Genomic DNA, 12,049 nt, shown 5'->3' on the forward strand with positions numbered 1-12,049 from the left:
TTTACTGATGTGCGATAAAGAAGTAATAGAAGTGTAAAAAATTTTGCCGTTCCTATCCGGCACTTGCGCATTGTGTCGGATAGGTCGGGCGGTTATTCGGGCAAGTCCACCTTGCCAACAAAAGAATAATAAATCTCAATGTCCTGTCTGCGGGTCTTGTTCTCGTCATAGCTGCACTCATGCACAACGATTTTCTCTACAAACTCCCGCAGCAGAGTAGGGGTAAGTTCTTCAAAGCTGGTATGCCGCCGGACAACATTCATAAACTTTTCTGCGTTCACGGTGGCTTCCTGTGCTTTGGAAAGCTCCGCTTGAATAGCAGCGGCTCTTTCTTTCAGCTCCCGTTGCTCTGCTTCATAGTCTGCCGACAGCTCTGTGAAACGCTCGTCTGATATGCGCCCGGTCACGCTGTCCTCATACAGCCGCTTGAAGATAGCGGATAACTCGGCTATGCGTTTCTCGGAGGCTTCCAGTTCCTTTTTCTTGGCGGCGTTCCTGCGTTTGCCCCCGTCCTCGTTCTGCTCAATCAAGAGTTTCATAAACCGGGCTTCATGCTTTGCCGCATAGCTGGTCACTTTCCGCAGATTGGAGAGTACACCAGCGGTCAAGAGGTCGGTGCGGATAAAGTGCGCCGTACAGTCATGGGTGCGTTTCTTGTAGTTGCCGCAGATATAACAGTCCTGCTTGCGCTTGTCCGTCTGGTATCGCTGCTGATACATCACGCTGCCGCAGTCCGCACAGAACAGTATGCCGGAGAACAAACCCACTTCATCATAGCGGTTTGGGCGTTTGCGCTGTTTGCGAAGCTCCTGCACCCGTTCCCATGTTTGGGTGTCTATGATAGGCTCGTGGTGGTTCTCGAAAATCACTTGCTTTTCCGGGGGATTTTCTACACTGTGCTTGACTTTGTAAGAAAGTTTTTCTGTCTTGAAATTTACCAGACAGCCTGTGTATTCCCGGTTTTCAAGGATATGCACTACGGTATTGGTCGCCCACTTGCACTCATAGCCGGGGTGGTAGCGGCGGGTGCTGCCCGTCCTGCGGTATTCAAGCGTTCCCGGCGTGGGGATTTGCTGCTCTGTGAGCATACGGGCTATCTTGGTCGGACCATTCCCGGCAAGACAGAGGTTGTATATCTGCTTGACTACGGGTGCAGCTTCCTCGTCAATAATGAAATTTTCATCCTCGTCCATGAGGTAGCCATACACAGGCTTGCTTGTGATGGGCTTGCCATTCATGCCTTTTGAGCGTTTTACTGCTTTGATTTTCTTGCTCGTATCTCTCACCAGCCATTCGTTAAAGATATTCCGCAGCGGGGCAAAGTCATTGTCGCCCTGTGCGCTGTCCACTCCGTCATTGATAGCGATGAAGCGGACACCTTTCTGTGGGAAAATCATTTCCGTGTACATTCCCACTTGCAGGTAGTTTCGCCCTAACCTCGACATATCCTTTACGATAACTGTCCCGACTTTTCCGGCTTCAATGTCCGCAAGCATGGCTTGAAAACCGGGTCTTTGAAAGTTCGCACCAGAATAACCGTCGTCCGTGTACCAGCGCAGATTGGAAAAGCCGTTCTGCTTTGCATAGGTTTCAAGGATACGCTTCTGATTGGAAATGGAATTGCTTTCGCCTTGCAGCTCGTCCTCATGGGATAGTCTTGGGTAAAGGGCGGTAATTGGTTGTTGGTTGGTCTGTCTTAACATAAAATCCTCCGTTTCCGACAGCCAGCCCCACTATTCCGTACCTTGATTGTACCACATGGGGCGGCTGTCTGTATAGCGGCAAAAGCGTCAAATCTGCTTCTTTATGGTCGGTCAAATCGCCGTTTTTTGTGTAGCAGCTTCCGCTTCCAGCACTTTCATCATCTTGTCGGCTGCGGTGTCGGTTGCGCCCTGCTTGAAGAAGCCGGAAACGGTAAGGACGGAGTTGCCCATGCGGATTTCCGTCACACAGTCCGGGCGGCGGTCTGTTTTGGTGGTGCTTGTCTGTTTCGTTTCTGTCATAGGCTCTCCTTTCGCTGCTTCATCAGTTGCTTTAAGCGTTCCAGCTTTTCCTGTGCGGTTTCCTTTCGGAAGTTGCTGCCCGTGAAGCGGACGGGGGCGCACATGGAAGTCAGCCTGTCATAGATACGGGCGTGGGGCGTGTCCTGCGGGTGCTGCAATTCCTCCAGCGTGAGGTTGGTCGTGGCGATCAGCGGCTTGCCGCTTCGGTAACGGCTGTCAATCACGCTGTAAACCTGTTCCAGCCCGTATTCTGTTCCTCGCTCCATACCGAAATCATCAAGTATCAGCAGAGGGTAGCTGCAAAGGCGGGAAATATATTCGTTCCTGCCCTCAAAGCTGGCGGCAAGGTCACCCAGTATCGTTGCAAAGTTTGTCATGCAGACGGCAACCTCTTTTTCCATAAGGGCGTTGGCGATACAGGCGGCAAGGTAGCTTTTTCCCGTCCCCACGCCGCCCCAAAACAGGTAGCCGATATTTTCAGCCTGCATGGTTTCCCAGCTCTCCACATAAAAGCGGGCGGTTTCGGTCTGCGGGTTTCTGCCGTTGTCATGCTCAAATGTCCAGTTCCGCATAGCAGGGTCGGTAAAGCCCCGGCGTTTCAAGTCCTCCACTTTTTCAAGGTGCTTCTGTCGGCTTTCGGCGGCTTGCTGCTTTTCACGGGCTGCCCGCTGGCAGTCGCACTCTGCCGGGTGGCGGTCACGCCCGAAACAAGTCTTTCCCTCTGCAAAATAGGCTTCTTTGGGCGTATGGCACTTACCGCAGTATAAAAGCCCGTCCTCGCCTGTGTAGTCCTCCGCTTCGGCGGTAGTGGCTGTAATGTCCGTAATCATAGCTTCAATTCCGTTTTTCATAAGCTCTCGCCCTCCTTGCATGAATAATCGGGTATGCCCTGTTTCGGGGCAGCCTTGCCTTTGGCAGCGTCCTCCTGCGCCCACTTGTAAATGGTGGCTGCATGGCTGTGGTACTGTTTCCCGGTGGAAGCGATATGGCAGGAAAGCCGGTCAATATAATACTCCCACTTGTCGGGCAACTCTGTTTTTAGCCCGGAAAGCTCTGTATCGGTCAGTATCACATTGTTGTATCTGCCATAAGCAGCGGGGGCGGGGTGTCCCGTTTCTCCCTCTCTCTCTTTTTCTATCTCTATCTCTTTCTCTAACTCTATCTCTATCTCTGGTGGACGAATGTCGGACAAATGTCCGCCTTTTGTCCGGGGCGGTAAAAGTGCCTTGTTTTCCAGCCTTGCAGCCCGTTTCCTCTCGGCTTCGGTAGAGGACTGTCCTATCATCAGCTCAATATCGGTCATATAAAAAGCCCCGCTGTCAAGCTGCTCCACAAGCCCCAACTGCCGGAAAATCTCTAAAGCCCTCTCAACCGTCCCTATCTGGTGGCGGGTCAGTGTCGCTATCATCTGCGCTGTGTAGGGGATATGCTCGTCAAGCTGCAATTTCCCGCCGTTTTTCAGCGATTTTAAGTACAGCTTCAAGAGGATATTGGAGTATAAAATCCCGTCTTTCATATCTTCCAGCAGCACAATGGAGTCGCTGTCAAAAAAGTTCTCTTTCAGCTTGAGGTAGTAATACTTGCGGTTATCTGCCATTGTCCCTGTCCTCCTTTTTCCGGCGTTTGGAGTAGTAGTGGGGGCAGAGTATGATAACCGCCCGGAAGCTCTGCTTGCAGCTATGGGTACAGCCCCGGCAGAGGTCATTGTATGTGATACGATCGCAGGTGGAATTCCCGACTTTCACTTGCCGCAGGAAAAAAGACCATTCCAGCCGCCGTTTCTTGCTCATTCTTGGCATGGGTGCGCTCCTTTCTGCCGTTTCCGCTGGTGTGGCGGTATCGGCGGTAATTCTGTATCATCTCGGTATCATTTTCGGGTTTTTTCTGCCCTATAAGCCCGTTAAAAAATCCTTTGGTATTTGCGGATAGGGTACGGGGCAGCCCCCTTGTTCTGTATAGGTTCGGGTACATTTTGGGGCGGTTTTTATCGTTCCTGTTCCTGCCTTTTCACAGGCTTGCGCTCCCGGTGTAAAATCTGGTCGATATTGCCCTTGACAGTCTGTAAGCGGCGGTATTCCTCCCGTTTTGCCCGGTAATCGTTGTAGCCGCTGTTTTTCTCTTGGATAAGGGTTTCAATCTCTGCTTGCAGGGCTTTATAGCTCGGCAGCTTGGAAATGCCGTTTTCCCTGAAATAGCGGGCGGCTGCGTCTGCTATGATAAAGTCGCTTTCGTACTTCTGACGGTAGGCTGCTTTTGCTTTGGCGTTTTTCTGCTGTTTCAGCCCGTCCCGGACAGGGCGGGTCTTGGAATAGGCAAGCACCTGCCGTTGCAGCTCCTTTTTCCCGTTCAGCGTCTTTTCCATCTGCTTCAGCTCTGTAAGGCTTTCCCGCATGGCGGTATAGGCGGCAGAACAGGCTTCGTCCAGTTCCTCCGGGGAAGAAAAGCCGTACTGCTGATAGGCGGTAACGGTAGCTGCCATTTGCTTTAGGTTGTGCTTTGCCGCCCAGCGGTCATAGCCCACGCCCTTGCCCTCGGCTCGCTTGGCTTCCCGGTCAACCATGCGCTGCAAGGTGTTGTCTGCCGGGGTGGTTTTTGTGGTTTTTTCCCCTTGTGACAGCTTTTTAACCGCGGCAGGGTATTCGAGTATGGCTTTGCTCTGTTCGGCGGCTCTGTGGGCGTTCTGCGTAAGCAGGACAAGGACAGCAGCCTTGTCAAAATCGTCCCCCAGCTTCCGGGCTGTGATAGGCTTTGTCCTGTCCGGCGTGAGGTAGGAAAGCCGCCCCCGGCTCTCCTTGACGGTCACACCCTCCCGCAGCAAAAGGGAAGAAAATTCGTCAAAGCTGCCAGCTTGGGAAAGTGCCTGCCGTATCGTCCGGCGCAGCTTCGCCTTGTCCGTTTCAAACTTGGTGGGCTTGGTCGGCTGTCCTGCGGCTTCTCTGACAGCGTTCTCTTTATCAAGGGCAAGCTGTCCTTTCTTTGCCGCCCAGTATTCCCGTTCGGTTATCCGTTCCTTGCTGCCGCTTAGGAGGTCGATTTGGTAAAGCCCCTCCCGGTGGCACATCTCCATGACTTCACTCTTGAAATATTCCATAGCGGCGTTGGTGCAGCGGTGCTTGCAGCCCTCCCGTGTGTCGGCTGGTCTGTCCATGTAGGGCAGAAGCGGGACTTCATAAATCCGCAGGGAGTTGATGACGATATGCACATGGATATTGCCGCTGTGGTTATGCCCGTCCGGGTGGGTGCAGACTAAGGCTTGGTGTCCGGGGAAATGCTCTTTACAGAACTGCTCGCCCAGCTCCTGCGCCCGGTCTACGGTCAAGCCGTTGTCTGTCCCGTCCCGTGGGTCAAAGCTGATGATATAGTGGTGGCTTTTCACATCTTCCCGTTTTTGGTTTTTCTCATAGCGGAGATTAGCCCGCATACAGGCAACAGCGAAATCCTCGCCCCCACAGTTGAGGGAAGAAATGCGGTAATCCTCCCTCGGTATCAGCCGCCCGTTTTCATCAAGGGTGGGCTTCATGGTAAACTCGTCATGCTCAAATGTGAGATAGGCTTCCGCTGCGCCATAGTCCGCATTTTTAGAGCTGATATGTTTGAATGTTGCCAACAGCGTCACCCACTTTCTGCAAGACTTCAAACTTTAGGGCAGCAAGGTCGGAAACCGCCGCCCGTACCTCCCCGGCAAGCTGCGGGTAGGGGCTGTGCCACTCGTTCAGCGTCCGGGCTATCTGGTTTAAGTTGCCGCCGATCCTGCCGTATTCGGCGGTCAGCTTCCCGACAGCGGCAAGCAACTCGTCATTGACGGGGGAAACGGTTATGATGGGGCGTATGGCTGCCCCGGTTATGGCTTGCCGGATAAACTCGGCTTGGCTCATGTTGTAAGCAGAAAGCCTTTCCGCAAACTCGGCGTATTCTTCCTCGGTCATGCGTGTCTTGACTACCCGGCTGCGGTGCGGCGTGTTATATCGTTTTCGCATGGTAAAACCTCCTTCGGCTGTGCGTGGTGTCCTCTCACTAATAGGAGAAAAACAGGGTGTAAAGCGGAACTGTTTTTGAAAAATCCGAAAAATTATTTTGAGGGATTTTCCAGCGGCGTAAGCCGCATAAGCAGGGTTTGGGGAAGGCACTCCCCAACAAGATTCCCGCAGGGGCAAAATGAGCGATAAGCGAATTTTGGTACTGCGGTAGAATCTTGCTCTGAAAAACTCCGGCGTTCCCCGGCTTCCGTACTTTCCGCTAACAAGACGTTTCAAAAGGGCTTTGCTACCCGCTATTCCGGCATATCTTGAAAATTTTCCTTTCACTACCTACAACACCACGCAAAGCAAAATGGACGGAGATTTTTAGAATTTCCCCTTATTCCCTACAACACCACGCAAGCCGAAAAAGGCGGACAATGGCAGTATTTTTTTCTTTGATACCCTCCACGGATAAGTAAGGGATTTTGCCAACTGCGGCGGCAATTTTCCCTTTTGTTTTTTCATACTGGGGATTTTCAAAAATGCCAAACAGGAACGAAAAAAAGCAGCAAATCTGTTGAATAGATTTACTGCTTTCTGGTTGCCGGCGAAGCGGCGGTTATTCAGTTGTAGGCGGTAGGGCTATCTCCCAAAGCGGAACTTGAAAATAGCTGTGAGAAGCGTCTGGGTGATGTAGTCCTCTGTATCTTGGTCTACCCGTCCATTCACACGGGCGGCACATTGTATGCGGCGGCGGTAATACTGCAATACAGTTCCCACCGCTTCCGGCTCCCCGCTGGTGGCTTGGACGATTGTTTCATAGGGGAGAAGCCTATTATTTCTCATATGCCATTCCCTCCATTTCCGCTTGGAGCTGCCGTAGGACTTTTCGGATATGGTAGCCCGCTGTGCTGCGGCTGCGCCCGTACTGTCTGCCAATTTCGTGCTGTGGAATACGCTTGAAAAAGGACAGGTAAATCATTTCCCGCTCCCGTTCGTCCAGCCGTGACAGGGCTTCCGCAAGTAAGCCGCTGCTGAAAATGACCGTATCGCCGCAAAGGGTAAGTATGTATTCCTCGTCCGGCTCCGGGGCTTGGAAATATTCATCTGTCGTGCCTAAAGGGTAGTGCTTTTCGTCTGTGAGGTATTCAAGGGATATTTCTCTTTTGTGCTTCCTGCTCCGTGTCCTCGCTGCGTTGATCGTTGCATTTCGGATAACGACTTTGCAAAAGGCATGGAAAGTGTACTCGATATGTTCCCGATATTCTTCTGTACAGGTCATGGAAAATCCCCCTTTCCTCCCAAAAGGGCTGTGGCTGGTTAGTAGTTGCTTTTTATGATAGTAAGGGGCGGCAGCACTTTAGGCTGTCGCTCCTTGACTGCCTAACTGCAAAACCGGGCGGGGCTGTCAACGGCGGGCGAAGCCCGTTCATCTTGACCGTTGACTGGCTCGGCCAGGTTTGCTATTTATCCGGCAAACTTGAATTTATTTTAAGCTATCACGTTTTACCTTTTTAAGCCTTACTATCATTACCATAGGAATTTCTTTGTTGTTTTTGAAACATTCTTCATAAAATCCATCAATGACAAATCCAGCTCTAAAACAAAGGTTAAAAATATCTTGTATGGAACGATGATAATAAATCTGCTCCTCCGGTTGCCCTTCAATCGCTATACCATAGTAACTGTGCGGTGTCATATATTTTTCAGTCAACGTGATAAAACAAGGGTGTTGCGTTGCAAAGACAAAAATTCCGCTTTCCTCCAACAGTTCATAAACAGCCATAAGAAGTGGTTCAATATCCGTAATATCCATAATTGCCATATTAGAAACTGCTTTCGTAAAGGCTCGATTTCTTTTTAATTCTAATATACTTTCTCTATTGGTCGCATCCGCTACACAAAATTCAATTTGTTTTGCATATTGTGATTGCCGTCTTTTAGCCAATTCTATCATTTTTTTGCTGTAATCAAAAGCGACAATCGAAGCGCCTCTTTGTGCAAGATACGAAGAATAATTTCCATTGCCACACGCAATATCCAAAATGTAATCCGCAGGATTAGGAGATAGAAGTTCCGTTACTTTGGGACGCACTACCTCTCTGTGAAATTCATTAGATTTGTCACCCATTGCATTATCCCAAAATTGTGCGTTTTTCTCCCAGATTTTTTTACTTTCCTCTGTTCCCATGTTCTCTCCCACTCCCAAAATTTGCCTTTTTGCTTCCATTAAATCTTCCTTACTATATTCCATTGTTACCCTCCATAACTTCTGATTGTTGCCGTCTTGACTATTATGTATCTTTTCTTTCCAAAATGGTATAGGCTTTTATTTTTATAATGCTGCAAAACTTTTCTTCTGTAAGGTATTCAAAGGATATTTCCCTTTGCCGCCGCTATTGGAAAGCCAAAAGCAGCGGCTTTTTTACGCGATATGACCGAAAAGTCTAGAAAGCAGGATATGTCATCATTTGTCATTTCTTCTCAATGTAATAACTGCATGGCATATCAAGCCAAATACAAGAGAAAAACAGCCACCGCCAAATAGTGATGCTCCCCACCCTGCACCCGACATTGTCATAAAACCGCCAACAAAGAAAATACCAATGCCAAGAAATATCCCGACACCATAAAAAAGTCCAATTGCCATATCATACTTATTAAATTGTCGTTTCTCTTTTTTTTCACATGTTTCCATTTTTGTTATTACCTCCTTCGCAAAATCGTCCATGTGGACTCCAAAAAGAAAACAAATTTTTTTCAACGTATTTAAATCGGGTTCATTAACATCTCTCTCCCAATTCGATAGCGCCTGCCGGGTAACATTCAATTCCCCAGCCAGTTCTTCCTGTGTCATTCCCGATTGTGTTCGCAGATGACGTATTTGCTTTCCTGTTGTAATATCCGTCTGTTTCTGGTTCAAAATGGTTCCTCCTCTCTGATGCTGATTTTATCAATGATATTTCGCAATAGCCAGCAATGAACGCTTGCATTGCGCAAGACGTTACATTATCTTCTGAAACATATGCCGGATCTTGTCTAAACGGCTGTTCGGGCGGCGTGGCTGAAATACAGGCTCGCCGGAAGTTTCCTGATACCCTTTTAATTCTGTAATGCAGACACTTCTTCCATTTGTATAAAAATTCAGATCATTCCTATATTCACCGATACAACGGGCAGGGATTTCACCCTTAAAAATAACTTCATCTTTTTCAAGTCTGGTTGATTCAATGATTGCGCAATACTTTGGTGCATCATTATAAGCCCGTGAAAGATATTCCTGCGGTGCAAAAAGGGTAAAGGAAAGGTATGGTTCCAACAGTTGTGTCCCTGCTTTTTTCAATGCCTGCTCCAACACGACAGGCGCAAGAAAACGAAAATCAGCGGGGGTGCTGACCGGGCTGTAATAAACTCCATAATCAAAACAAATTTGGCAGTCTGTCACTCCCCAGCCATATAAGCCCTGCTCCATTCCATAACGCACACCCTCCATGACGGCATTTTGAAAACTTTGGTTTAAATAGCCGAGAGATACCTCGCTTTTATATTGTGTTCCGCTTCCAACAGGAAGCGGTGTTACAGTCAAACCAATAGATGCCCAAAACGGATTCGGCGGCACTTCAATATGAATCGTGCAGCTCGCTTTTTTTTGCGGTCTTTCCAGATAAATAACCGAAGGCTCTTTCATAGCCACGCCCACATGATATTTTTCTTCTAATAGCGAACAAATAACTTCTAACTGTACTTTTCCCAAAAAAGATAACATAATCTCATGGGTAACAGTATCAATGTCAAAATGCAAAAGAGGGTCTGTATCAGCAATCTCTGCGAGGGCATTTAACAGGGCTTCCCTTTGCTCCGGCTTTTGCGGCTCTACCGTTGTCCGAAGTAATGGCATGGGATTATCAATCCGTGTTTTGTGAGGCAGGAGTTTTTCATTTCCCAGGATATCGTTCAGTTTCAAAGTATCATCAGCTAAAATAACAATTTCTCCCGGACAGGCATGGTCAGCCGGGACGATTTCACCATTTGACGGAATACACATTTCTGTAATCTTTATTTTTTCCTTTTTTGACAGCAGCAGGGTATCCCGTAAATGGAGCGTCCCATGATACAGGCGTAAATAAGAAAGCCGTTTTTTCCGCTCTGTATACTCAACCTTAAAAACATATCCACATAATTCAGACTGAATATCGTCCGTTTCTGTAATGAAAGTTTCTATAATCGCTTCAATCAGTTTTTCTGTTCCTAAATTGTCTTTTGCACTCCCATGATAAACAGGAAACAAAGAGCAGCATCTGGTTCTTTTGCACTTTTCATATTGTAATTCCTGTATATCCAAAGAATCCTCTGCAACATATCGTTCTAATAGTTCATCGCTTCCGGAAATAATCATATCCCATTTGTCTAAATCAGAAATATCGGTCATGGTTATCTTTGGCGACAGGGAAACCTCCTGCATGACAATCATATCACTGGTAAGTTTATCTTTAATGCTTTGGTAAACACACTGCAGGTCGATCCCATTTTGGTCTATCTTATTTATAAAGATAATTGTCGGAATGTCCATTTTCTGAAGCGCATGGAATAATATACGGGTTTGTGCCTGTACGCCGTCTTTTGCTGAAATGACTAAAACAGCTCCGTCAAGGACAGATAAAGAGCGGTATGCTTCGGTTAAAAAATCCATATGACCGGGAGTGTCCACGATATTGATTTTATAATCATTCCAATAAAAAGAAGTAACCGCTGTCTGAATGGTAATTCCCCGTTGCCGTTCCAAAATCATAGTGTCTGTTCTTGTGGTCCCTTTATCCACGTTTCCCTGTTCCGCAATCGCTCCACTGGTGTATAGCAGACTTTCTGTCAATGTAGTTTTTCCTGCGTCTACATGGGCCAGAATGCCGATATTGATTATTTTCATGTGATTGTCCTCCCTTTACAGCCCCAAAGGGCATAAAAATCCCCAGCAGTAAAATACTTTTACCACTGGGGATTCTAATTTGCGGACATACACATATACAGCATACACCTATTTGTGATTGCTGTTTTTTGAATATGTCAAAATTGATAAGGCAAAAGTATTCTTAAATTGGGTACAAAAAACCAAGCCCCCACAAAAGGAGCTATCATAATTCTTTGTTCCCACTATTTGATTATAGTTTTATTTAAGAATACCTTGCCGCATATTTTTTACTCCTTTTCTGGAATGAAGCTATTATATCACATCAGTTTTAGGAAAGAAAGTACTTAAAAGAAATTTTTCTTCCCCTTATATGTAACAATCATACCGGCTTCCTGGTGTTCAGAATGGTTTCTGCTGTCTGCTGTGGTGTTTGATTGGAATTGTCCAGCCAAAAGCCGATCCGTGGTGTTGTCTGCATAAATGTATCGTATAAGGTTTCAACCGTAAAGCCGGAATAGCCTGTTTTCTCCCTGTATCGTTCCCTTTCTTTTATTGTTTCCACATCTGGACAAAGAACGACAACCTCAACAGGGTATTTATGCAGATAATTTATCATTCGGTTTAATTCATCACCGTAGTAGTTATCTTGGATCACTACAGAAAAGCCGTTGTCAAAGTATGACCTTGCCGCATCAGCAGTCAATTTGTATCGAAGGTACAGCTGGCGGACTGCTTCCGCTGATGGGGTAGCTGACATATTTTCTCTGCCTGAAATAATCATTTTTCGGAACACATCACCACGAAGATGGACGCATTTTTCTATTGATTTTGCCAGTAAATCGGAAACTGTAGATTTTCCAGAAGCCATTAAGCCTGTAATGAGATAAATTTTTTGTTTCATTTCACTTCCTCCGGCACAAAAAATATGTACATGTAACTAATTCAACACATTTATAATTTGAATAGGGACATTATAGCATTTACTAAATACAAATTCAATGTATACGGAAAGAAAGATATAAGGAGTGGGAGGGATTCCGCCGTAGTCGGCATTGTAGGAAAATCCAAAAGTTTAGATTTTCCCACAATGCTTATCTTTTGGTCTTTGGTTCGGAATAGTGTAGTGCTGGCGGTCTATCTCTTGTTTTCGGTTGCTTGCTTCCTTACCGTACATGAGCATT

13 protein-coding genes and 1 pseudogene are annotated in these 12,049 nt (G+C 47.3%); all 14 read right to left on the reverse strand.

Annotated features, from left to right (window positions below):
• Positions 1-71: pseudogene (locus tag ABID13_RS28675) on the reverse strand (Maff2 family mobile element protein); the annotation flags it as partial.
• A 21-nt stretch (positions 72-92) separates the two neighbouring features.
• Positions 93-1,703, reverse strand: coding sequence for a recombinase family protein (locus tag ABID13_RS28005; protein ID WP_002569232.1), 1,611 nt, complete (start codon positions 1,701-1,703; stop codon positions 93-95).
• Positions 1,704-1,814: 111 nt separating this feature from the next.
• On the reverse strand, positions 1,815-2,003 hold the full coding sequence (locus ABID13_RS28010; RefSeq protein ID WP_002569233.1) for a transposon-encoded TnpW family protein: 189 nt from the start codon (positions 2,001-2,003) through the stop codon (positions 1,815-1,817).
• Entirely contained in the window at positions 2,000-2,854 is an 855-nt protein-coding gene (locus ABID13_RS28015) for an ATP-binding protein (protein WP_002569234.1), read from the reverse strand. Before ABID13_RS28015 ends, ABID13_RS28010 begins: the two co-directional genes overlap by 4 nt.
• Positions 2,851-3,600: a phage replisome organizer N-terminal domain-containing protein gene (locus ABID13_RS28020; protein WP_002569235.1), complete on the reverse strand. Its 750-nt coding sequence runs from the start codon at positions 3,598-3,600 to the stop codon at positions 2,851-2,853. Before ABID13_RS28020 ends, ABID13_RS28015 begins: the two co-directional genes overlap by 4 nt.
• Positions 3,590-3,802, reverse strand: coding sequence for a hypothetical protein (locus ABID13_RS28025; RefSeq protein WP_002569236.1), 213 nt, complete (start codon positions 3,800-3,802; stop codon positions 3,590-3,592). The genes ABID13_RS28020 and ABID13_RS28025 overlap by 11 nt, the downstream gene beginning before the upstream one ends.
• 185 nt (positions 3,803-3,987) lie before the next feature.
• A complete protein-coding gene (locus ABID13_RS28030; protein WP_002569237.1) occupies positions 3,988-5,610 on the reverse strand; it encodes a relaxase/mobilization nuclease domain-containing protein in 1,623 nt (540 codons plus the stop codon).
• Entirely contained in the window at positions 5,582-5,980 is a 399-nt protein-coding gene (locus ABID13_RS28035; protein ID WP_002569238.1) for a plasmid mobilization protein, read from the reverse strand. The genes ABID13_RS28030 and ABID13_RS28035 overlap by 29 nt, the downstream gene beginning before the upstream one ends.
• Before the next feature lie 624 nt (positions 5,981-6,604).
• Positions 6,605-6,808, reverse strand: a complete 204-nt coding sequence (locus ABID13_RS28040) for a helix-turn-helix domain-containing protein (RefSeq protein WP_003505336.1) — start codon at positions 6,806-6,808, stop codon at positions 6,605-6,607.
• Positions 6,798-7,244 carry an RNA polymerase sigma factor gene (locus tag ABID13_RS28045; RefSeq protein WP_003505338.1) on the reverse strand — a complete coding sequence of 149 codons (447 nt, stop codon included), beginning with the start codon at positions 7,242-7,244 and terminating at the stop codon, positions 6,798-6,800. Before ABID13_RS28045 ends, ABID13_RS28040 begins: the two co-directional genes overlap by 11 nt.
• Positions 7,245-7,448: 204 nt before the next feature.
• Positions 7,449-8,216, reverse strand: coding sequence for a class I SAM-dependent methyltransferase (locus ABID13_RS28050; protein ID WP_003505400.1), 768 nt, complete (start codon positions 8,214-8,216; stop codon positions 7,449-7,451).
• Between the two features lie 213 nt (positions 8,217-8,429).
• Positions 8,430-8,885 carry an XRE family transcriptional regulator gene (locus tag ABID13_RS28055; RefSeq protein ID WP_003505401.1) on the reverse strand — a complete coding sequence of 152 codons (456 nt, stop codon included), beginning with the start codon at positions 8,883-8,885 and terminating at the stop codon, positions 8,430-8,432.
• A gap of 81 nt (positions 8,886-8,966) precedes the next feature.
• A complete protein-coding gene (gene tet(32), locus ABID13_RS28060) occupies positions 8,967-10,886 on the reverse strand; it encodes a tetracycline resistance ribosomal protection protein Tet(32) (RefSeq protein ID WP_003505402.1) in 1,920 nt (639 codons plus the stop codon).
• A 361-nt stretch (positions 10,887-11,247) separates the two neighbouring features.
• The gene (locus ABID13_RS28065; RefSeq protein ID WP_003505403.1) at positions 11,248-11,769 is read right to left on the reverse strand and encodes a P-loop nucleotide/nucleoside kinase family protein; all 522 of its coding nucleotides are present in this window, start codon (positions 11,767-11,769) and stop codon (positions 11,248-11,250) included.
• Positions 11,770-12,049: the final 280 nt, after the last annotated feature.

The sequence above is a fragment of the Enterocloster citroniae genome, assembly GCF_040545455.1.
GTDB classification, from domain to species: domain Bacteria; phylum Bacillota; class Clostridia; order Lachnospirales; family Lachnospiraceae; genus Enterocloster; species Enterocloster citroniae.

Excerpts from the sequence above, each read along its gene's own strand:
- ABID13_RS28005 (WP_002569232.1), bottom strand. The coding sequence starts at position 1,703 with ATGTTAAGACAGACCAACCAACAACCAATTACCGCCCTTTACCCAAGA.
- ABID13_RS28010 (WP_002569233.1), bottom strand. The coding sequence starts at position 2,003 with ATGACAGAAACGAAACAGACAAGCACCACCAAAACAGACCGCCGCCCG.
- ABID13_RS28015 (WP_002569234.1), bottom strand. The coding sequence starts at position 2,854 with ATGAAAAACGGAATTGAAGCTATGATTACGGACATTACAGCCACTACC.
- ABID13_RS28020 (WP_002569235.1), bottom strand. The coding sequence starts at position 3,600 with ATGGCAGATAACCGCAAGTATTACTACCTCAAGCTGAAAGAGAACTTT.
- ABID13_RS28025 (WP_002569236.1), bottom strand. The coding sequence starts at position 3,802 with ATGCCAAGAATGAGCAAGAAACGGCGGCTGGAATGGTCTTTTTTCCTG.
- ABID13_RS28035 (WP_002569238.1), bottom strand. The coding sequence starts at position 5,980 with ATGCGAAAACGATATAACACGCCGCACCGCAGCCGGGTAGTCAAGACA.
- ABID13_RS28040 (WP_003505336.1), bottom strand. The coding sequence starts at position 6,808 with ATGAGAAATAATAGGCTTCTCCCCTATGAAACAATCGTCCAAGCCACC.
- ABID13_RS28045 (WP_003505338.1), bottom strand. The coding sequence starts at position 7,244 with ATGACCTGTACAGAAGAATATCGGGAACATATCGAGTACACTTTCCAT.
- ABID13_RS28050 (WP_003505400.1), bottom strand. The coding sequence starts at position 8,216 with ATGGAATATAGTAAGGAAGATTTAATGGAAGCAAAAAGGCAAATTTTG.
- ABID13_RS28065 (WP_003505403.1), bottom strand. The coding sequence starts at position 11,769 with ATGAAACAAAAAATTTATCTCATTACAGGCTTAATGGCTTCTGGAAAA.